Annotated in this window: 17 protein-coding genes; 3 read left to right on the top strand and 14 right to left on the bottom strand. The window is 55.3% G+C overall.

Features of this window, described 5'->3' with window-relative positions; translation table 11 throughout:
* Positions 1-162 precede the first annotated feature (162 nt).
* Genes AXG89_RS07575 through AXG89_RS07585 form a run of 3 tightly spaced genes read left to right on the top strand, consistent with a single transcriptional unit; the run spans position 163 to position 3,453 of the window.
* Positions 163-1,122 carry an ABC-three component system protein gene (locus AXG89_RS07575; protein ID WP_062168945.1) on the top strand — a complete coding sequence of 320 codons (960 nt, stop codon included), beginning with the start codon at positions 163-165 and terminating at the stop codon, positions 1,120-1,122.
* A gap of 46 nt (positions 1,123-1,168) precedes the next feature.
* Positions 1,169-1,588 carry an ABC-three component system middle component 2 gene (locus tag AXG89_RS07580; RefSeq protein WP_236873386.1) on the top strand — a complete coding sequence of 140 codons (420 nt, stop codon included), beginning with the start codon at positions 1,169-1,171 and terminating at the stop codon, positions 1,586-1,588.
* A gap of 2 nt (positions 1,589-1,590) precedes the next feature.
* The gene (locus AXG89_RS07585) at positions 1,591-3,453 is read left to right on the top strand and encodes an AAA family ATPase (RefSeq protein WP_062168949.1); all 1,863 of its coding nucleotides are present in this window, start codon (positions 1,591-1,593) and stop codon (positions 3,451-3,453) included.
* A gap of 87 nt (positions 3,454-3,540) precedes the next feature.
* Here AXG89_RS07585 and AXG89_RS07590 read toward each other — a convergent pair whose 3' ends face one another.
* The 14 genes from AXG89_RS07590 to AXG89_RS07660 form a co-directional block, all read right to left on the bottom strand.
* Complete coding sequence (locus AXG89_RS07590) at positions 3,541-4,911, bottom strand: class-II fumarase/aspartase family protein (protein ID WP_062170407.1); 1,371 nt, start codon at positions 4,909-4,911, stop codon at positions 3,541-3,543.
* 291 nt (positions 4,912-5,202) lie between these two features.
* Entirely contained in the window at positions 5,203-6,219 is a 1,017-nt protein-coding gene (locus AXG89_RS07595; protein ID WP_062168952.1) for a LacI family DNA-binding transcriptional regulator, read from the bottom strand.
* Positions 6,220-6,324: 105 nt separating this feature from the next.
* Entirely contained in the window at positions 6,325-7,581 is a 1,257-nt protein-coding gene (locus AXG89_RS07600) for a M20/M25/M40 family metallo-hydrolase (protein WP_062168954.1), read from the bottom strand.
* A gap of 93 nt (positions 7,582-7,674) precedes the next feature.
* Positions 7,675-8,829, bottom strand: a complete 1,155-nt coding sequence (locus AXG89_RS07605; RefSeq protein WP_062168956.1) for a porin — start codon at positions 8,827-8,829, stop codon at positions 7,675-7,677.
* 259 nt (positions 8,830-9,088) lie between these two features.
* On the bottom strand, positions 9,089-10,474 hold the full coding sequence (locus tag AXG89_RS07610) for an aspartate aminotransferase family protein (RefSeq protein WP_062168958.1): 1,386 nt from the start codon (positions 10,472-10,474) through the stop codon (positions 9,089-9,091).
* 100 nt (positions 10,475-10,574) lie between these two features.
* Positions 10,575-12,053: an aldehyde dehydrogenase family protein gene (locus AXG89_RS07615; RefSeq protein ID WP_062168959.1), complete on the bottom strand. Its 1,479-nt coding sequence runs from the start codon at positions 12,051-12,053 to the stop codon at positions 10,575-10,577.
* Between the two features lie 85 nt (positions 12,054-12,138).
* On the bottom strand, positions 12,139-13,380 hold the full coding sequence (locus tag AXG89_RS07620; protein WP_062168961.1) for a Zn-dependent hydrolase: 1,242 nt from the start codon (positions 13,378-13,380) through the stop codon (positions 12,139-12,141).
* Positions 13,381-13,383: 3 nt separating this feature from the next.
* Positions 13,384-14,706, bottom strand: a complete 1,323-nt coding sequence (locus AXG89_RS07625) for an MFS transporter (RefSeq protein WP_062168962.1) — start codon at positions 14,704-14,706, stop codon at positions 13,384-13,386.
* 54 nt (positions 14,707-14,760) lie between these two features.
* Positions 14,761-15,483 carry an ABC transporter substrate-binding protein gene (locus tag AXG89_RS07630; RefSeq protein ID WP_236873387.1) on the bottom strand — a complete coding sequence of 241 codons (723 nt, stop codon included), beginning with the start codon at positions 15,481-15,483 and terminating at the stop codon, positions 14,761-14,763.
* A 161-nt stretch (positions 15,484-15,644) separates the two neighbouring features.
* Positions 15,645-16,409 (bottom strand): amino acid ABC transporter ATP-binding protein, encoded by a 765-nt coding sequence (locus tag AXG89_RS07635; RefSeq protein WP_062168966.1) that lies wholly within the window; start codon positions 16,407-16,409, stop codon positions 15,645-15,647.
* Between the two features lie 12 nt (positions 16,410-16,421).
* The gene (locus AXG89_RS07640) at positions 16,422-17,267 is read right to left on the bottom strand and encodes an amino acid ABC transporter permease (protein WP_442861748.1); all 846 of its coding nucleotides are present in this window, start codon (positions 17,265-17,267) and stop codon (positions 16,422-16,424) included.
* Between the two features lie 473 nt (positions 17,268-17,740).
* Positions 17,741-18,562 carry a type IV toxin-antitoxin system AbiEi family antitoxin domain-containing protein gene (locus AXG89_RS07645; RefSeq protein ID WP_082771361.1) on the bottom strand — a complete coding sequence of 274 codons (822 nt, stop codon included), beginning with the start codon at positions 18,560-18,562 and terminating at the stop codon, positions 17,741-17,743.
* Between the two features lie 258 nt (positions 18,563-18,820).
* Positions 18,821-19,273: a response regulator gene (locus AXG89_RS07650; RefSeq protein WP_082771362.1), complete on the bottom strand. Its 453-nt coding sequence runs from the start codon at positions 19,271-19,273 to the stop codon at positions 18,821-18,823.
* A gap of 562 nt (positions 19,274-19,835) precedes the next feature.
* Complete coding sequence (locus AXG89_RS07660) at positions 19,836-20,672, bottom strand: type IV toxin-antitoxin system AbiEi family antitoxin domain-containing protein (RefSeq protein WP_162916014.1); 837 nt, start codon at positions 20,670-20,672, stop codon at positions 19,836-19,838.
* Positions 20,673-20,941 lie beyond the last annotated feature (269 nt).

Consider the following 20,941-nt stretch of genomic DNA (forward strand, 5'->3'; position numbering starts at 1 on the left):
GGAGCGAGCGATGCGCCGATACAAGTCCAGCGTGGGAATCGACAATAAGAAATGCCCAGAGAAACTGAGAAACGACCGCCACGCCGTGTATCGCCAAAGGCAGCAACCGCACAATACGAGATAAGACCTGGCGCCCATGCGCCAATCGCGCAGCTACGGCTCATGAACGCCGACTCTTGGGAGCTGTTTGTCGAGGAGTGTTGTCTCACCCGACAGGGTACGGCTTACGCGAAAGTAAAACGGCTCGGTATGTCCGGCGACAAAGGCCGCGATATCGAAGCGCTCGTATCGGTGCCGCGTAAGCCGCATCAGTGGGACCTATATCAGTGCAAGTACTACAAGGACCCACTGGCGCCGTCAAGCTTCTTTCCTGAAATAGCCAGCTTCTTCGCGCGGCTCGCTGACAAGAGCTATTCTGAGCCTCAGGTCTATTACATATGCGCCCCGCACGATTGCGGAGTCGACCTAAGCGACCTACTCGTCGGCGAACCGGAATACTTCAAAGCACAGTTTTTGGAGGACTGGTCACAGGGAATCAGAGGGCTCAAAAAGGTCCTTTCGCCTGAAATCAAGGCTGTCATCGACGCATTCGACTTTGCACGGTTTCAGGAACTACCGGCTCGCGACCTTATTCGGATGCACGAAGCCGACCACGTTGCCCATTTTAAACGCTTCGGTATTCGGCCAAAGCGGCCCGTGGACCCCTCAGTACCGAGGTCTCCGCTAAAGCGCGAGGACAAATACGTCGAGGCGCTCCTCTCCATTTACAGCGAGCACGCTACACATCAGGTGGACCGCAAGGCGCTTGCCGGCTCCACTTACGAAGACCATTTCTTCGCAAGCCGCTCGGAGTTTTATAGCGCCGAAGGATTGAAACGATTTAGCCGTGACGTCTTTCCTGGTGAATTCGACGTGTTTATAGGTCTTATGTTGAAAACCGTTCGTAGCGCTGCGAGCTTCCCAACGCACGAGACAGGTTTCCAGCGATTGGCCGCAGCGGTCGACCGCGCTGTGCAGTTTAGGATGCCGGACAGCCCGCTCAGCGAAAGCCTGCGGACGCCTGACATGCCCGGTGCTTGTCACCATCTGGCTAATGCTGGAAAGCTGAAATGGGTGAAATGACATGACCTCATCGCCTTTCAATTCACCCTTCGAGTTAGGAATGCGAATGGCATTTATCCTTCAGGCGTTACGACCCCGCACAGCGGACCTGCAGACATTGGTTTTGCTGGACTACGCTCTTGTGTATTCGGCCGACCTGGATGGCCCTTCGAGCTTGCACACGCCAGTGCCTCAGCGCAACAGCGAAGTTTATGCTCGTCGCGCGCTTATCGAAGAAGGGCTGTACCTAATGAGCCTTAAGGGCATTGTGTCAGCGAATTTCGGCGAAGACGGGATTGTCTATTTAGCCGGTCCTCGATGCCGGCAACTCGTCAATGCGTTCACATCGCGATACGCGCTGGAGCTCGAACGCAGGGCAACATGGGTTGCGGATGCTTTCGGGGACACTTCCTTTGACGAGCTAACGCGCGTCTTTGACGTAGAAGGACAAAGTTGGGGCGCCGAGTTCGCCAACATCATTAGCTAACCATGTCATTTAAACTCAGACGCCTGATAGTCACCGGCACCGGCAAGCCAACGGCCGAGATTGACCTCACCAAGCCCGGTACGGTCATTTTCGGCCCAAGCGAAACTGGGAAGTCGTACGTGTTCCAATGCATCACATACTGCTTGGGCGGCGACACACTACCCGAGGAAATTCCCGAAGCACAGGGCTATCAATCGGTTTTTCTCGAACTGCAGGCTGGCCTCGGTTCGGGAACGGTCGAGGATGAACCAGACATTCAAAGCTCGCTAGGTTTCGATGACCCGTCTCAGCACTCTGTTGACCGTGATATTTTCACAGTTGTACGACCTATTCAGGGAGGCAGTGAAGCGATATACCGAGCTGAAATTGAGGCAGTGCCAACTGCGCGCCGGTTGAAAATCGACTGTAACGAGCTGATAACGCGCCTTGTAGGGGTCAGCGAGAACATCGTATTTAAAAAAGCGGGCACGAAAGGCTCATTATCGGCTGGGCCGTTGCGGCATTGGTCGCTGCTCTCGCAAACGTCCATCGTTGCCCGTGACAATGTACTTGGTGACTCAAGTGCGCGAACCGAACGAAGCGCGGCACTTGCCCTAATGCTTACCGGCGTTGATGACACAGCAATCGAGACGGGGGTCAGCACCGAAGAAAAACGTAACGCTGCCGGCGGAGCCGATGCCATTCGAGGCATGATTACCTCGCTCAAAGCCGATATTCCTCCGGAGACATCGAAGAAAGACCTCGACGAGACGCTGGCTCGTGTAGATGAAACGCTGGCGGCGCTCTCGCAGCAGCAGAAATCTAGAGCTCAAGGCCTTGAGACTGTCCGGGGCGAAATTGCGTCCGCCAGCGCGCAATTTAGAAAGTGTGAAGGAGAGCTTGCACAGTCGGTTGGTCTTGTAAACCGATTCAAGCTGCTTGAGCAGAAATATCAGAGCGATTTAGAGCGATTGGTTTCCTTAGGCGAAGGCGCGGCCGTCTACGAGTTGCTGGAGACACTGCCATGCCCGCTATGTGGGACCAACTTCGAACACCATGCAAAAGACACCGCAACCTCTGCGGATTCCGCGAACAGGCAGCGTCGAGCGTTTGCAGCGGAAGCCGCCAAAATCGAAAAGCAGCGGTCCGGGTTGAGCGCGGCATTGTTATATGAGAGCGAACGACTAACGTTCCTTAAAGCGAGACGCATCGACGTAGAGGCGGCTTTGGAGGGACACAGCGTTCGTGAGCAGCGGATGATTCACTCTGGTATCGCCGAGTTCGAAGTCTCCGCCACTGACCTTGCACGCCAGCGAAGTGAACTTTCTACGCAGGTGCGCGCATTCAAAGAGATAGCGAAACTGACTTCGGAGGCCGCGCGCCTACAAGCCATCAGCGCAACAAAGAACTCACGAGTCGAACGACAACTGGCGCAGGACGGACTGGCGCTATCAGCGCTAACGCTTGACCTAATACACGCATGGGGCTTTGACACTGTCAAACAGGTCACTTTTGACGCTGCACTGTTTGATATCCGCGTGGACGGTAGGAAAAGGACATCTTTTGGGCAGGGGGTGCGCGCCCTGTTTCTGGCCGCGTTCTACGTCGCGCTTCTTCAACACGCCGACATCGCCGGTCGCCCTCATCCAGGCTTCGTCGTGATTGATTCTCCGTTGAAATCGTATGCTGACAGAAAACAGGACGACCCGAACGTACCAAAAGCAACCGTAAAGACTCGCTTGTACAGTTGGCTCGCAGACTGGAACGGTCCAGGGCAGTTGGTCATGCTTGAAAATGAAGAGCCGCCGGCCGCGCTATTAGCCGTTTTGAAGCCCTTGGAATTCACGAAGCAAGAAGGAGTTGGGCGCCGGGGCTTTTTCCCGTAACCGAGGCGGTTTGATGAATGCGCACTCCTGTTGACAACATCCATTGGACATTGCCCCGTTCGTAATCGCGCCCCTCGATTCACACGGTCAGATGCACTTTGAAAATTCGACCGCCTGGTCGACCATTAGGGGTGCAAGACCAAGGTAGTTGACGGGGTCGGTCATCCTTTCGATTGCCGCGTCATCGAAATGCTCAGTAACAGAGGGCAGCGCCTTTAATGCTTCCGCGAGCGTTCCGCTTTTCTCGTTCACCGTACGGCAAGCGTCATACACAATGTCATGGGCTTGCTGGCGCCCTGTAAAGGGTGCCATCGCCATCATCACGGCTTCCGCAACGATGAGTCCTTTCGTTATTCCCAGGTTACGCTTCATCTGGTCCGTATCGACGATAAGACCGCCGAGTGCGAACTTCGCTTGGTGAAGCGCGCCTGCGGTGAGGATGAAGCTCTCGGGAATGGCAATCCACTCTGCATGCCAAGGACCGGTCGCTCGTTCGAAGTCTTGAACCATCGAATCAACCATTAGTCCGGCATGCTGACGCACGCCCTTAGCCGCTGCGAGCATCAGTTCGCTGGAGATTGGATTGCGCTTCTGTGGCATGGTACTGCTCGCACCACGACCTTTGACAAAAGGCTCATAGACCTCGGCAAACTCGGTCGAAGCCATAATCATGATGTCGAGCGCAATTTTGCCGAGCGACCCAGTAATGAGCGCGAGGAGATTCACCGCTTCTGCAAACCCGTCGCGTGCTACGTGCCATGTCGTTGCGGGTACGCCAAGCTTGAGCTCGCTCGCCAATGCCTTTTGGACCTCGAAGCCCTTCTCACCCAAAGAAGCAAGCGTTCCCGCCGCGCCTGCAAATTCAACAACGGCGACTCGTGGGCGTAGCTCCGACAGTCGCTGTTGATGACGGTCGAACATTGCTAGCCAAATCGCAACCTTATAGCCGAACGTCACCGGCAACGCCTGTTGAAGGTGGGTCCGGCCTGCCATGGGTGTATCGCGATGTTTCAACGCGAGGTCTTTGAGGATAATTCGCAATGCTCGAATGTCGCCCTCAACGACGTCAAGGGCGTCTCGTACCTGCATTGAGACTGCGGTGTCCATGATGTCTTGAGTAGTGGCGCCCCAATGCACATAGCGGCCCGCGTCCCCACACATTTCGACCATTTGATGCACCAAGGGCAGAATGGGATAACCCACGATGTCAGTTTCTTCGCGCATACGGTCGAAATGTATCTTTTCAATGCTGGATTCGCGAGCAATGGTCTGCGCCGCATCCAATGGAATTACTCCGACGCTCGCTTCGGCTTTAGCGAGCGCCACCTCCACGTCGATGTAACGTTGGATGAGCGAGTGGTCCGAGAACAGGCGCCGCATTTGTGCAGTTCCAAACGCGTCACGAAAAAGTATCGAATCGAAAACGGTGCTTGCGGAGGGAGCGGTTTGGCTACTCATTGCGGCCTCTATCCAGAGATGAAAGAATTTCGAACGCGGACTTGCGCGATACAGCCGACCCACAAAAATCATACTTCCGACGTCAGTTGGACACACGACGAAAGATAGCTGAGGTCGCCGTCAGGGTGCACCCGGCAGCGCAATTTTCCGCTTCAATGAGCGTTCGGAATAGCAACGCTGTCGAATGATTTACCATGTGCTTGCTCGGCAAAATTCATCGAAAGGTCCGATACCATTTCCAATGGTTATAACGGATAGCAGTACTTGAAATTTACAAACGCGACTAGCTACTTAGCGCACTGGCCCCGTCGACTGTCTTTCCATAATGTTTTCATGCTGAATTGTTAGGCTAATGTCACCTGTTGACTGGCCGGTCAACAAAGCAACCAGCATAGAAACTGCCTCGTAACCTAGCCGGTCCAAGGGATAGAACACTGACGTAACTGTTGGGTTCAGAAGTTCTGCAACCGGTCCGTCATAAAGGCTTGCCACGGAAAGGTCATCAGGGACCGCGTAACCCCGACGGTGCGCCTCGTGCATTGCTCCAGCCGCAACCAACTGATTCGTGGAGAAAAAAGCCGTCGGACGCTGAGGCAAATCGAGGAGTTTGCTCGCGGCTTTTTCACCGCCTAGCCGGTCGTAACCGGCATCCACGACAAGACTGCCGTCAAACGGCACTCCAAGTTCTTCCAGCGCACGCTTGTAGCCCTTTAGACGTCGACTTCCCAAAAATCGAAGGGTGCCGCCCAGGAATCCAATCCGCCTGTGCCCAAGGTCGAATAAATATCGAACCATCGCCCGCACACCGCCCTCGTCGTCAAGGATGACGTGAGGCACAGAATCATCGGCATATCGGTTCACAAGAACAACCGGCGCGTTAAGCTTTTTCACTGCTGCGAATTGCTCTTTTTCTCGGCGCCCAGTGGACACCAGGAAACCATCTACGCGGTTGCGCTCGAGAATTCTCGCCGCAAGGGTAGGGTCTTCGCCCTCCTCACCGATTCCACCAAGAAGCATTGAATAACTTCGCTCTCCGGCGGCCGCCTGCGCACCGAGAATGATGGCGGGAAACGCCGGGCTGTTAATTTCCGGCACAATCATGGCGATGGTGCCAGAGCGAGACATGCGAAGCCCTCTCGCTTGCGGATTCGGAGAATACCCAAGCTTGGTTATCATTTCCCGGACGTGATTCTTCGTTTCCTCGCGGACGTTCAGGCTTGGGTCATTATTGAGAATCCGCGAGATTGCACCTGCCGAAACGCCCGTTGCTTTTGCAACGTCCGAGATAGTGACGCGTTTTACAGCCATACCCTAAAACCTCGCTTCAAGAAGGCGCCGCTGGACCTTCGCAACCAGAAATAGCAATCATAATCTGGTTGGGCGAATACGCGGCCACGAACCGTTCCCAACGCCTTATTGTCCCGCTCCCAGGTAATCCCACGCTGACATCGCGTGCGTCTTGATGACCGTCATAAATTCATCAATAGAGACGGCTTCGTTAGGTGCTGCCATACCACTCGGGGAAGGGCCGAAGATGTAGGCAGGAACCTTATGGTAACGCCAGAACTTGCAGTCTGTGGCGCCTAACGAGGGAATGGCAAGCGGTTTGTTCCCGGTGACTGTAAACGCGTTATCGGCGAGGATGCCCACCATCGGGTGGTCGTGAGCACACGAATTCGATGGATTGCTGGCAGCCTCTTGAACCGATACTTCGACTTGTGGATACGCTTTAAGAATTTCGCGGATAAATGCCATCGTACGGTCCGCATTCAATCCAATCGGCAGCCGGATATCCGCTTCGAACGTGCACGAACTCGGAATCATATTTACCTTCAAGCCACCATGGATAGTTCCAATGTTCAGGGTGGGGCGCGCGAGTATCAGGCCGGCACCTGCACCCATCGCACCATCTGCGGCAGCCTGAACGTCCTTGCGTTGTAAATATGCGGCCAAGTCAGTTGGCAAGTCCGGCACGACGGACTCAATCGCGCCAAGTTTCGATATGACCTCGGCAGCGATGCGGCTAGCACTCTCGGTCTTGTGCACGTACGCGCCGTGAGCCCCTTCGGTGCGGACAACAAACGTCAATCGAAGTGTGCCTTTCTCAGCGAAACGTATGGTGCCGATACCGCCAGGTTCTGCGTTCAGCATACAGTCCCCATGCCAGCGCGTGTCGTTCTCAAGCAGCCAGCGACTACCCCACTTGCCGCCGGTTTCTTCGTCTGATACTGCTGTCAGACCGACGCTGCCCTTGAGCAAATCGCGAAACCGATGAAGATATGTGAACGCAATGGTGGAAGCTGCGGTGCCAGACTTCATGTCACTTGCGCCGCGACCGTGCACCTTTCCACCCTCGACCTCTCCTGACCATGGGTCTTTTGTCCAACCCTCACCTGACCCTACCGGAAACACGTCCATATGGCCGTTGAGCACGAGGCGACGGCCGTCGCTTCCGCCCTTAAATTCACTGACGACGTTCGGCATGTCGGGATTGGGCGCGACAATCGAGGCATCAACACCTTTCTGTTTCAGATACCTCGCAACAACATCCGCAACGTTACGCGTATCTCCTGGCGGATTCGGAGATGGAGTGCGAATAAACTCCTGCAAAAACGCGACGTGGGCATCTCGGTCGGCATCGATAGCCGTAAGCAGTTCTGATTTAGTCATGGCTGTAGTAAAACGATTTACTCTAAAATACCACTGAACCGGGGCAGCGTCAAACGAAAGGTGCTCACCCGGAATCAGGCGTTTAATACTCGCTTAAAACTTGTGACGGATGCCAGCAATCACGGCAGTTTGGTTGGACGTGGATGAAGCGGACAGGCCGGCGATATTGGCCACCGCCGTTGTTCCAGTCGAATCACGCCCAGACGCGTGCTGGAATACGCCATTCAGGTGAAGGTCAGTTCTCTTTGACAGGAAGTAGTCGACACCCAACATGCCTTGGTGATACTTGGCGTCGTTCACGCCATAGCCCTTTGTGTAGTCGTACGCGACGCCAAGAACGAGGGCCGGGGACAACTGGTACTTGAAGTTGGCTTCGGCGTTATGGTACTTAGCTGCGCCGCCTGCGCCAACACGCGGCAAACCTGCCTCCGTGCCGATGTCCTTGAATTGCGTGTTGCTATACGTAGCGCCAACAGTGGCGGCACCGAAGTTGTAAGCTGCCGCAGCAGCGATAACTTGCTGCGTCTTCGCCGAGGCGTAGCCGGAATAAACCCGACTTCCGGTCATGTTCGATGTTGCGGTATTGGACGTCGCGTTGTTGCCAAAGAACGAATAATTCGGGTCTTTGACGTTAAGGTAAGAGGCGGCAAACGAAATCGGTCCCTGAGCATACTTACCCCCAAGCGAAAAAATCTGGTTCCGATTGAACTGGCCCGCTACGCCGCCTAAACTGTAAAGTCCGCCGAATGAGAGGCCATTAAATATGGTATTTGCGTATTTAACGGAGTTATTGACTCGGTTAGTGTTGTTCATGTTGTCCAGGTCGCCTGGGTGGGCTCCGTAGAACGACATCCACTGGTCGGCGGCCATGAATGGCCCAACATAGTCCACTACAGAGTCATATTGGCGACCCAACGTAACAGCTCCGTATCGTGCAGACGACAACCCGACATATGCCGTTCGCCCAAACTCATCGCCGCCTTGTCCAAGACGCCCGGTGAACGCATTAAAGCCGTTCTGCAAGTCAAAAATTGCTGACAGTCCACCGCCGAGGTCCTCGCTTCCTTTAAGGCCCCACCGACTCCCCTGGATGTTACCGCCGCTTGTCTCGTAGAGCTTTTGGCCGCCACTATTGTTGCTATATAGGAATCCAGCGTCAACGATTCCGTACAGGGTGACATTGCTTTGTGCGTGAGCCGAACCCACGATGCCGACGCAAGCTGAAACTGCGATATAGACTCTTTTCATGACATTCTCCAATGTTGTCGAAAGAAAACTCTTTACCTAAAAAACGCATTTTTATTTGTTGTACTAATTGAACGAATTTGCAGATTTTGGAGTGCGTAGAGGGTCACGCGCACGTACCCTATGCAACATCGAAGAGACCAGCGTGGCACATGCGGGTTTCCCTTTTTAAGCTGTAGCGCTCAAAGCGAGACCGTTGTACCTAGTCTTATCGAACGTGCGACGCACAACCTCTCAAACCGCTTCCGTCAACCGCACCGCGTTATCTTGCCAATACCTCGTCCGCGACCTCATTCACCGCGCCAAGCGTGTGCGCGACAATCGTATCGACGTCCTCATTCGTGAGGATGAGCGGTGGGGCAAATCCAAGGATATCCCCGTGTGGCATTGCGCGAGCGATGACACCGCGCTTAAACAATGCCGCCGCAACTTTGGGTCCGACCTTGATAGATGGGTCGAACGCAATGCGTTCGACCGGCTGCGCCATAAACTCAATCGCTGCGAGCAAGCCGGTGCCTCTGACCTCGCCAACCATCGGATGGCTAGAGAACGTCGCGCGTAGCTGCTGTTGCAGATAAGCGCCGACATCCGCTGCGTTCAGTGTCAGGTTTTCGCGCGCAAGGATGTCTAGGTTTGCGAGCGCGGCAGCCGCGCATAGCGGGTGGCCGGAGTACGTCCAGCCATGACCCAATGCCCCATTTTCGATGGAGCCGCGCTCAAGCACGTCCCAGACGCCCTCGCTAACAATGACGCCCGACAAGGGCGCATAGGCACTCGTCAAACCTTTGGCAACGGTAATGAGGTCCGGCTTGATATCGAAATGCTGCGACCCCATCGGGGAGCCAAGCCGTCCAAATCCACACACAACTTCATCGGCAATGAGCAAGATGTCGTGCTTTTTGAGTACGGACTGAATTGCCGGCCAGTAGCCGTTGGGCGGAACAATGATGCCCCCGGTGCCCATTACCGGCTCGCCGATAAATGCTGCGATGGTCTCCGCGCCCTCTGCGGCAATGAGACGCTCAAGTTGGTCCACGCAGTAGCTGACGAACTGCTCCTCACCCATCCCAGCGGGCGCTTGGCGGTACCAGTGCGGACATACGGTGTGCTTGACGCGGTCAAACGGCAAGTCGAAATGCTCATGGAAACTAGGCAGGCCTGTCAGGCTACCCGTCATCAGACCCGAACCGTGATAGCCACGCTCACGCGAGATAATTTTCTTTTTCTTTGGGCGACCCAGCACATTGTTGTAGTACCAGACGAGCTTCACTTGCGTTTCATTGGCGTCGGACCCGGACATGCCGTAGTACACTTTTTTCATGCCGGGTGGAGACCACTCGATTACCCTTTCCGACAGCGCAATGATGGTGTCGGTCGAGTGACCTACATATGTATGGTAGTAAGCGAGCTTCTTCGCCTGCTCGTAAATCGCCTCTGCGATTTCAGCGCGCCCATACCCAACGTTGACACAGTAAAGGCCGGCAAAACCATCAATGAATTCACGTCCTTCATGGTCGCGAATCCGGATGCCATCCGCGCCCGTGATGATGCGTCCCGGAAGGGCTCCGCTCGCATGGTCGTGCGCATGCGTCGAGGGGTGCATAAAGTGACTGCGGTCCGTGCTAAGTAATGCGTTAATTTCGTTCATTTCAGATTGTCTTCGAATGCGGTTTCAGCAAATGTGTCAACGCTTCAACCAAGGCTCTGCCCCGTGCGTACCCGGGGATGGGATAGTTGTTGCCCGCGCTTCACTCACGCATATCTATCAACACGCTTTTGAACCGAAGGTTTGCCTCGTACGCCTGTCGTCCAAGGTCCTTTCCGATACCGGAACGTTTGTAACCGCCTGTGGGAATCATGAAGTCGGAAGTGCGTCCGTAGCGATTCAACCACACGGTTCCCGCCTCCAGCCGGCGCACAAACCGAAGTGCTCGACCAATGTCTGCCGTGTGCACCCCCGCTGCCAGACCGTATTCCGGGTGCTGCGCTAGTGACAGGGCTTCCTCGTCTTTATCGAACACCTGCAGCGTCAGAACGGGCCCGAAAATTTCGTCCGTCACCGCTTCCGAAGAAGGCGTTACGTTAGTCAGCAGGGTCGGCATAAAAAACGTACCAGCACCCTGATTTGACACACGGAAGCCGCCGCACTGAACCGATGCGCCCGACGCTTTCGTCCGGTCGACAATCGATTCGATACGCGCGATTTGTGGTTCGGAGATGATGGGGGCGAGTGTCGTTTCTGACGACCAGGTATTGCCGGCTTTCAATAGCGCAAACTGTGAAGCAATTCGGTCGGCAAGAGACTGGGCGATAGAACGCTCCACGATAAGTCGCGACCCCGCAACACAGACTTGTCCAGCGTTCGCCGAGATTGCACCCGCAATCCGACGAGCAACGTCATCGAGTCGGGGTGCATCGGCGAATACGATTTGAGGACTTTTTCCGCCGAGCTCCAACGTGACCGGCTTCGTTCCCGATTCGGCGCACGCAGACATGATTGCCGCACCGGTCTTTGTAGAGCCGGTGAACGTCACTTTCGCTACCTTCGGATGCCGCACCAGTGCGTCACCTGTAGTGCGACCATTGCCCTGGACAACGTTGAAGATACCCTTTGGGATGCCTGCCTTCACGGCGAGCTCCGCCAGCCGAATCGCGGAAAAAGGGGTCATCTCCGACGGCTTTAACACCACTGCGTTACCTGCGGCCAATGCGGGAGCGAGCTTCCAAGACGCCATGACTAGCGGAAAATTCCACGGGGCGATTGCTCCAATCACACCGTACGGCTCGGCAATCGTCATCCCAAGATGGTCTTGGTCCGTTGCAATAACCTCTCCGCCGACCTTGTCCGCAAACTCTGCGTAGAAGCGAAAACCTTCGGCAGTGAAGGGGATGTCCCACGCGGTGGAATCGCGTATCGGACGCGTCGACCCGAGCGACTCCAGGGGCGCCAGATACTCCACGTCCTTAACAATGAGGTCAGCAAATCGCCGTAGGACTGCTGCGCGCTCTCGTGGCGCAATGCGCGCCCAATCGCTCGTTTGATATGCCTGCCACGCATTCTCAACGGCTCGGTCGACCATCGCAGCATTTGCGATGGGAATGGACGCATACACAACGCCGTCAGATGGTCGAGCGACGTCAATTCGCTCGTCCCCCTCATCAAAGAGTTCACCTCCGATGAAGTGTCCACGCGGAATTTTGATGGTTTCTGGGTCGAACTGATTCATCTCAAACTCCTTAAACTGTAACGGTCCAACGCGACAGCGTCGTGGACTGGCTAAACGCCTATATCGACTAAAGCTGTCGTTTCACTTAAGCAACTGCCTGGTTTTGATAGCCTGCCCTTGAGGCGACTGCGTGGAGCAGTACGTTCGCTCCTGCGCTGACATCGTTCGGCAGCGCTTTCTCGGCTTCGTTATGGGACAGCCCGTCAACGCACGGTATGAAAACCATAGTGGACGGAACGCAGCGACTCAGGTTTATGGCGTCATGCCCTGCGCCGCTTGTAATAGGCTCATGCGAATAGCCGAGGTCTGCCGCTGCCGTCCGGACGAGCTCGACACAAACGGGGTCAAACGTGGTAACCGGAATCGACAGATAGGTATTGATTTTGACGATAACGCCTCGAGAATCAGCTATAGCCTCGAACGACTCCCGCACGGCTTCCTCCATCTCGTCGATTTTCGCGGGTTCAGGGTGACGGATATCGACGCTGAAATAGAGCTGCCCCGGGATGGTGTTTCGGGACGCGTTTGCTATGGAGATTTCACCGATTGTTGCCAGACCTTTTGGACCAAATCGTTTCGCGATGCTTTCAAGCGAAGAGGCCATCTCTGCGGTTGCAAACATCGCGTCTTTGCGGACTTCCATCGGCGTCGTTCCTGCATGCGAAGCGAAGCCCGACACGTTGATGTCGAGCCAACGCACCGCTTGGCCGCCTGAGACGACGCCGATTTCTGTGCCGTTACGTTCAAGGATTGGACCCTGTTCGATATGAGCTTCGAAATACGAGTCCACATCGTCTTTGGTTAGTGCGCCCGAGCCCTTGTAGTCACAAAGGGTGAGCGCGTCTTCGATGGAAACGCCATCGCTATCTTTTAATCCATATGCTTTTCCCAATTCGATTGCTCCGGCGAAGACCGCCGAGCCAACCATTGAAGGCGTGAACCGCGCTCCCTCTTCGTTGGTCCACGACACAATTTCAATGGGCTTGTCAGTCACGGCGCCTGCGTCGTTGAGGGTCCGTATCAACTCAAGGGCTGCTAATACGCCATACGCTCCATCGAAACGTCCACCTTTCGGCTGAGTGTCTAAGTGGCTGCCGACAAGGACAGCCTTGGCAGTCAAATCACGTCCGTCACGCCGGCCGAAAATGTTCCCAATTTCATCAATGCGAACGGTCAATCCAGCATCACGACACCAAGTGATAAATAGGTCGCGGCCACAACATTCTTCGTCCGTGAGTGCAAGCCGGCAAACGCCGCCCAATGGGGTGGCGCCAATCTCGGCCATCTTCATCAAACTGTCCCACAAGCGTTCATCGTTGATTTTCATGGTTCACAATCCTTTGTACATGTCGGAAAAGGAGCGGTCCGTTGCATCCGCTCTCTGATGCTTAAGTTTGCCGAGTGCCCACACGCAGACGAAAGACGTCGCGGCCAGGGCGCTGTAGAAGACAGCAAGGGGCCACCATTTGCCGCCGGCCTCATGTGCAAGCCATGTCCCGGCGAGCGGGGTTAAACCGCCCGCAACCGCGCCGCAAACCTGATACGAGATGGAAATGGCCGTGTAACGCACCCTTATCGGGAAGACCCCGCTGACGAATCCTGCAATGACTGAGTAAAAGCTCGCCATACAAACGACAGCGATGGATATCCCAAGGAACATGAGACCCGGTTGTCCGCTGCTGACGAGTTCAAACATTGGATAGGGCGAAAGCACAGCCAAGAACGAAGCTAGGAGGAGGAAGCGAGTAGCGCCGACTTTTTCTGAAATCCAGGCTGCGACCGGCTGAACTAAGGCCTGGACGATAGCAACGGCGAAGAGGCAGTCGAGAATGATTGTCTTATGGACGCCAAGGGTTAGCGTCGCATAGGTAATCATGAAGGTGTTCGTAAAATAAGAGCATGCGATTCCGAGCGTATTTGCACCAATGCACAACGCTATCAACTTGCTTGACCCCCGGAATGCCTCTGCAATTGGTATCTTAGGCAACCTGCCCGCGTTTTTCTCCTCCTCAAACTCAGGGGATTCATCGACACCTTTCCGTATCAGCACACCGACAATGAGCAGGACGACGCTGACCAAGAAGGGCAAGCGCCAGCCGAACCGGATAAAGTCATCGTGCGGCATCGAGATGACGAGCCGGAATGCCACGAGCGACAAAATGAGAGCGACGCGGCTTCCAAGTTGAGCAAACGACGCATAAAACACACGTCGGCCAGCCGGCGCGTGCTCGCCAGCCATAAGAACCGCTCCTCCCCACTCTCCGCCCGCTGAGATGCCTTGCAAGATGCGCAACAAGACGAGCGCCAAAGGCGCCGCCAATCCCCATTTCCCGTAACCGGGGAGCAAACCGATACCGATGGTTGCCAGGCCCATGAGGATAAGCGTCGTCATCAAGGCACTCTTTCGCCCAATTCGGTCCCCTATGTGCCCGAACAATATCGCGCCGAAAGGGCGGGCGAAGAATCCGACAGCGAACGTTGCGAACGACGCCATGGTGCTTATGAAAACATCGTGAGATGGAAAGTAAAGCTCTGCGAATACCAACGCTGAAGCGGTCGCGTAGAGGTAAAAGTCGTACCATTCAATCATCGTCCCGATAAACGCAGCCGCAGCTGCGCGCGTCGATTGCTTCCTCGCAGTCGCCCTAGCCATAAGTAGTCCTTATCGGATAACGAACAAAAATAGCTTTTTTAAAAACGGCCTCGGCTATTGCTTGCCGTTGATACGTGCGGCGTCGACAGCGCTGCCCTCCAGCCCCCACTTGGTCAGTATCTTTTTGTAGGTTCCGTCGGCAATGATTGCGTTGAAGGCTGTCTTCAGCTTCGTCCCGAACTCGGCGTCATTCTTTCTGAATCCCATACCCATCAACTGAGGCAGAAAGGGCGTACCTATCTGGACGTACTTATTGCCCTCCAGCTTATTTTGATATGGGAGCGTTGGCGCACCCTGAACTGCAGCATCGATGCGGTTCTGGTTAAGCTGTAGACGGGTGTCAGGTGAGCCGTCGGTGCCGACCACCACGACGGCAGGTTTGCCTTGCTTAACGCAGTGCTCCTCGCTCCAAGCCGCGATTGCATCTGGCCAGATTGTCCTTCGCGCGGTACCAACTCTCTTTCCGCACAACGCATCCATGTTCGGAAACTTCGATGCTTGCGTCTTCAGCGTGTAAAAGATGGAGTCAAGCCGCAGATAGTCAAGAAAACTTACGCTGGCTTGCCGTTCCTGCGTGTCCGCCATGCCGCCAACAATCAAATCTAGTCTTTTTGTCGTGATGGAGCTGAGCAGTTGGTCAAAATTGGTATCCTGCCATTCGACCTTCGAGCCCATCTTCGCGGCCACCGCCTCAACGATGTCTACGTCGAAACCGACCGTATTGTCTGTTTCGGGGTCTTTGCTCTCAAACGGCGGGTATTTGGGTGCAGTTCCCACGACTAGCGTCCCGCTAGCCGACTTTGTGGTTTGTGCCGTTGCGGTAACTGCGCTTGACAAAAGACAAGTGAGCGCAGCCGCAGCAAGGGGTCGAAAGACATACTTATGCATCATGAAACTCCATGCTTAGTTAGCTTCAGTCTTGGCGTTGGCAGTCGCTGCTAAGCAATAACCGCCGAAATAAACTCTTGCGTGCGCGGGTGCTGTGGGTGAGACAGCACTTGGTCCGGCGGTCCACTTTCGATAACCCGGCCTTGGTCCATGAAGAGGACGCGACTGGCGACCTCGCGAGCGAATCCAAGCTCGTGTGTGACGACAATCATCGTCATTCCCGTCTTAGCGAGGTCTCGCATAACGGAAAGAACCTCTCCCACCAGCTCTGGGTCAAGCGCGGACGTGGGTTCATCGAACAACATCAATTTCGGCTTCATTGCCAACGCTCTAGCTATCGCCACGCGTTGCTGCTGCCCTCCCGAAAGCTCGACGGGAAACGCGTCGCATTTGTGAGCAAGCCCAACCCGCTCCAAGAGGTCCCGTGCTTCGCGGGTGGCGCTGCTTTTATCGCGCTTTAACACTTGTACCGGACCCTCGACGACATTTTCGAGGACCGTCTTATGTGGGAAGAGATTGAAGCGCTGAAAGACCATTCCTGTCGTGAGGCGTTGACGGGCCACCTGCTTCTCTGAAAGTTGATAGAGCTTGCGCTCGACCCGTCGGTAACCCAGGAGTTCGCCGCATACCCACAACGCGCCGTTGTTTATGGTTTCGAGTTGATTGATACACCGTAGAAAGGTGCTCTTTCCGGACCCTGAAGGACCAATGATACAAAGGACTTCGCCTTCGGCCATCTCCAAGTCGATACCCTTGAGAACCTCAGTACTCCCGAACGACTTATGAATATCAACTGCTTTAATAATGGACGACATAATTTCTCCCCTTTACTGTTTGGCCGGGGCGCGTCCGGCTCCGCGAGCGAAGCGACGCTCGACACGCGCTTGGACAGCCGAGAGGATTGTCACCACCACGAGATACCAAATGCCGGCCACAATCAGCAATTCGATGACTCGTTGATTTGCGTAGTAGATGTTTTCAGCGCTGTGCACCATTTCCGCGTACTGCACGACGCTTGCCAAAGACGTAAGTTTGACCATCCCAATGAGTTCGTTTCCGATTGGCGGCACGATAACTCGCATGGACTGAGGGAGAATGATTCGGCGCAGCGCCTGCAGACTTGGCATCCCGATTGCCTTCGCAGCTTCGTATTGACCGGGGTCAACCGAAAGGAGACCAGCCCGCACTACTTCGGACGTATAGGCGCCCTGGTTAATGCCCAATCCTAATAGGGCCGCCAGAAAAGGCGTCATGACGTCAACTGTTGGTACCTGGAATAGCCCCGGTATTCCGAGCGTCGGAAAGATGAGTCCGAGGTTGAACCAAAGCAGCAATTGCAAGAGAACTGGCGTGCCGCGAAAAAACCAAACATACCCAGACGCGACAGTCCGTAACACGGGATTCGGTGAAAGCCGGGCAATCGCTACCAGTACACCAATCAGTATTCCTAAGCTCATTGCCAAAGCGGTCATGACAATGGTGTTCACCAATCCAGTCATGATGGTCCGAATGGTAAAGAACCGGACAACATAGGACCATTCGACTTGGCCGTGGGCAAATGCTGATGCTAACCAGGCAAGGAGTGCCACAACGACTACCGACGACACGATGCGCCCGTAATAGCGTCTAGGCACATGCTCGTATTGCGATTCGTCTGACAAACCAACTGTCATATTTGCTTGCCGCTTTTCCATGAATGTTCCGAACATGGCGTGCTCGCCTTAAAAGTCTTCCAGCAGCGTCGCCGATGCCAGAAAATGTTGGGTAAATCGATTTACCTACAAACTCTACGGAACTCAAAAATCACTGTCAATGAAAAAAAGCGTCGCTAGGGCAAACCAGAGGTTGACGCTCAAAAACCGGCGCAGACCGTCTAGCTAACTACAAGGACGCGCTGCAGCGCTTTGCGGGTGGCCTTCCGGCCCCTCAGTTAAGCGGAAGAGGCGATGTGTCTTGCGAGTATCGAGCGACTGGCGCGAGCGGGTTTTGTGCAGCACAGGAACCATCCCTTATCGCGACGTGCTGCGTCTGAAAATATCCCGAAAGATGGCCGCTACCGATTTGGACAAAAGGTAGCCCTACTTTACCCGGTCGACACTGGGCGAGAAGGCACGTGGCGGCCAGCCAATCAAGTCCTGCAAAGGAATCAATCGATACTCTCCAGATTCGTATTGGGCACTACATTCCAGCGTTGCGAAACCGGACAATCGGCTGCCGGGCTGGATGTGTCCAACCGCGTGCGCTGCGTCCTGTGCGGGCTCAGCCACTCTTCAACACGACTCGCGGGCTTGCTGTGGCCATAGAGGTCGAGGAGGTAACCGAATCTTTGAGCGCCGGCGATGTCACCTGCGGCCGCGAGCGATTGGCTGATATCTTGAGGTGCGAGCTTTGGAGCGAGGTCTTGGAGAATGAGTGCGGCGCGTTCGATGCCACCAATAGCCAGGGCGTGCCGAAGCAGGTCTATAAGGGTCGTCGCAACGGAGCTCACACGAACACGGGTCTTTTCCGTCGACAGCATCACTGTCGGTGCCTGAGCAACCGACTGTTTGCAAAATAACCGCAGCCGGAAGCGCCCCACGTGCAGAACCCGGCGAGGAACGGGCACGAACACCTGAGTTTCGAGAACGGCGAAATGGGAGGAGCCGTGAGCTTGCGCCGCAGAGAGAAGGGCCAGTTGATAGTCGTCTTCCTTCTGTATCAGGTAATCGTGCAACCACCACATCACGGGCGGCGCTCCCCGGTCGAGGTGCTCCGGCGGCACAATGAGCCAGAGGCCGGCGCCGCGAGCCAGCGGCTTGATGAGGCCCTGCGCGTGAAGGCGATGAAGCGCAGCCCGGCTGGCTGATACGCTTGTCCCACGTCCCGTGAGCGCTTCGAACCGCTCGGTGCTGAAGCAGTAATGCGCGCCCATCTGGAGCTTTCTAAGTGCTGCAAGGCTGGAAAGAGGACAGGATTGTTCGCTATTCATTTTTCATAACGTTGTACAAATCGCTAACTCGCGCAAGTTGAATAGCACGATAACTTGCTAGTTGGTTCGCACTATGATGCAAAACCGGAATCTGAAACACCTTGCGCTAGCAAGATTGACTCGGAAGGCGTTTCGAACCGGAGTCTGCGTGCTCGGCGAGGAATCGGTGGAGTTCCGCAATCGAAAATGGCTTGGTCAAGTGGAGGTCAAAGCCCGCAGCACGTCCGCGCGCCACCTCGTCTTCGGCAGTGAATCCCGTCAGCGCGACAAGGATGGTATCGTCGAATAGCGCTCGAGCTCTGAATGTCGCGCCAATTGGAAACCGTCGGTGCCGGGCATGCCGATGTCGATAAGTGCAACTTCCGGCGAAAATTCGGAAGCGATGGAGAGCGCGGCGGCAGCGTTACTGGCGGCACGAACGTGACGTCCCTGTAGCTCTAGGAGCACGCCAACTGCGTCATGAGCATCTTGGTTGTCGTCAACGAGTAACACTTTGATTAGCCTGGTGCTGACAGCCTCATGGCACGGAACGCCTTCGGGACTTGATACGAGGATGGGCAGGCGTAGTTCCACCGTTGTACCGCAGTTGTGTCCGTCGCTTTTAATGTGGATGGTCCCCCCATGGAGTTCAAGCACACGTTTTGCGACGGCCAATCCAATTCCTAGGCCGCCCTCGGCGCGTCCATTGCTCGAAGCCGTCTGTCGATACATATCAAACACATGCGGTAGCTCGGACGCTTCGAGGCCTACACTCGAGACTCTTTCCCGTTTCAATCCTTCGTGAGGAGCATCGCACGACACTGCTCTAGGTCTTTGCTGAGCGCGTCTATTTCCGATTGCATGCTAGCCGCTCGATTTAGCAACTGTCCGACTTGGTACCAGTACGCATAACCCAAGTCTCCCTCCGCCGAGGCGAGTTCGTGGATTTTACGAAGGGCGATTTCCAGGTCGAATTGGTTTTCTGGCGGCATATCGTTTTATCTCCGGTACGGCAAGGTTGATGATTGTGCCACCAAGCTGGCGGCCTCCTGAACAAGACCCGTCATTCGCAAAAACGCTTCTTGATGCGTAACGAGACTCAAGATGAGTACACCGTTGTTTTGCGAGGCCAGCGTTCGTCGTACACAATACCGTCCCTTACAGCGACGTGCTGCGTCTGAAAATTTCCCGAAACATAGCCGCTACCGATTGGGACAAAAGGTAGCCTGCTCTACCCAGTCATCGCTGGGCGACAAGGCATGTGCCCGCCAGCCAATCAAATCCTGCAAGGAAATCAAGCGATACTCTCCAGATTGGTATTAAGCATTACGTTCCAGCGTTGCGAAAGCTGACAATCGGTCGCCGGGCTGGAGGTGTCCAGCCGCGTGCGCTGCATCCTGTGGGGGTTCAGCCACTTTTCAACACGACTCGCGGGCTTGCTGTGGCCGTAAAGGTCGAGAAGGTAACCAAATCTTTGAGCGGCGGCGACATCACTTGCGGCCTCGAGCGATTGGCTTATATCGTCAGACGCGAGCTTTGGAGCCAAGTCTTGAAGAATAAGGGCGGCGCGTTCGATGCCGCCAATAGCCGGGGCGTGCCGAAGCAGGTCTATAAGGGTCGTCGCAACGGAGCTTACCCGAACACGGGTCTTTTCCGTCGACAGCGTCACGGTCGGGGCCTGAGCGACCGCCTGTTTGGAGAAGAACCGCAGCCGGAAGGGCCCCACGTGCAAGACCCGGCGAGGCGCGGGCACGAACACCTGAGTTTCGAGAACGGCGAAATGGGAGGAACCGTGAGCTTGCGCAGCGGAGAGAAGGCCCAGTTGATAGGCGTCTTCCTTTTGTACCAGATAATCGTGCAACCACCACAGCACGGGCGGTGCTCCCCGGTCGAGGTGCTCCGGCGGCACAATGAGCCAGAAGCCGGCACCGCGAGCCAGCGGCTTGATGAAGCCCTGTGAGTGAAGACGATGAAGCGCGGCCCGGCTGGCGGATACACTCGCCCCACGTCCTGTAAGCGCTTCGAACTGCTCGGAGCTAAAGCAGTAATGAGCGCCCATCTGGAGTTTTCTAAGGGCTGCAAGGCTGGAAAGAGGGCAGGAATTTTTACGACATCTTGCGTAACGATGCACGAAACGTCAACTCGTGCAATGTGAATAGCAGCCTACGTCGACTCCGTATTTAGCTTCAAGTCGCGCCTAATGCGGCTCTCGGCGATTACTTGGGCTCGCCCCGTAAGCTTCTTCCGGCCAAGGCGAGCTTAAGCTCAGACCATTACGAACAATTTCCACAGCTACGCCAAGCGAAGTTCGCGTAGTTTTCGCAGACAGCGAACATAACAGCCGCTAACGAGCACAACCGGGAGTGCAAGCCACAACGCCCAACCCGGCAACCGAACAGC

It is taken from the genome of Burkholderia sp. PAMC 26561 (genome assembly GCF_001557535.2).
Lineage (GTDB): Bacteria > Pseudomonadota > Gammaproteobacteria > Burkholderiales > Burkholderiaceae > Caballeronia.

Excerpts from the sequence above, each read along its gene's own strand:
- AXG89_RS07585 (WP_062168949.1), top strand. The coding sequence starts at position 1,591 with ATGTCATTTAAACTCAGACGCCTGATAGTCACCGGCACCGGCAAGCCA.
- AXG89_RS07645 (WP_082771361.1), bottom strand. The coding sequence starts at position 18,562 with ATGAATAGCGAACAATCCTGTCCTCTTTCCAGCCTTGCAGCACTTAGA.
- AXG89_RS07600 (WP_062168954.1), bottom strand. The coding sequence starts at position 7,581 with ATGACTAAATCAGAACTGCTTACGGCTATCGATGCCGACCGAGATGCC.
- AXG89_RS07625 (WP_062168962.1), bottom strand. The coding sequence starts at position 14,706 with ATGGCTAGGGCGACTGCGAGGAAGCAATCGACGCGCGCAGCTGCGGCT.
- AXG89_RS07615 (WP_062168959.1), bottom strand. The coding sequence starts at position 12,053 with ATGAATCAGTTCGACCCAGAAACCATCAAAATTCCGCGTGGACACTTC.
- AXG89_RS07575 (WP_062168945.1), top strand. The coding sequence starts at position 163 with ATGAACGCCGACTCTTGGGAGCTGTTTGTCGAGGAGTGTTGTCTCACC.
- AXG89_RS07595 (WP_062168952.1), bottom strand. The coding sequence starts at position 6,219 with ATGGCTGTAAAACGCGTCACTATCTCGGACGTTGCAAAAGCAACGGGC.
- AXG89_RS07610 (WP_062168958.1), bottom strand. The coding sequence starts at position 10,474 with ATGAACGAAATTAACGCATTACTTAGCACGGACCGCAGTCACTTTATG.
- AXG89_RS07580 (WP_236873386.1), top strand. The coding sequence starts at position 1,169 with ATGGCATTTATCCTTCAGGCGTTACGACCCCGCACAGCGGACCTGCAG.
- AXG89_RS07635 (WP_062168966.1), bottom strand. The coding sequence starts at position 16,409 with ATGTCGTCCATTATTAAAGCAGTTGATATTCATAAGTCGTTCGGGAGT.
- AXG89_RS07605 (WP_062168956.1), bottom strand. The coding sequence starts at position 8,829 with ATGAAAAGAGTCTATATCGCAGTTTCAGCTTGCGTCGGCATCGTGGGT.
- AXG89_RS07640 (WP_442861748.1), bottom strand. The coding sequence starts at position 17,267 with ATGACAGTTGGTTTGTCAGACGAATCGCAATACGAGCATGTGCCTAGA.
- AXG89_RS07620 (WP_062168961.1), bottom strand. The coding sequence starts at position 13,380 with ATGAAAATCAACGATGAACGCTTGTGGGACAGTTTGATGAAGATGGCC.
- AXG89_RS07590 (WP_062170407.1), bottom strand. The coding sequence starts at position 4,911 with ATGAGTAGCCAAACCGCTCCCTCCGCAAGCACCGTTTTCGATTCGATA.
- AXG89_RS07650 (WP_082771362.1), bottom strand. The coding sequence starts at position 19,273 with ATGTATCGACAGACGGCTTCGAGCAATGGACGCGCCGAGGGCGGCCTA.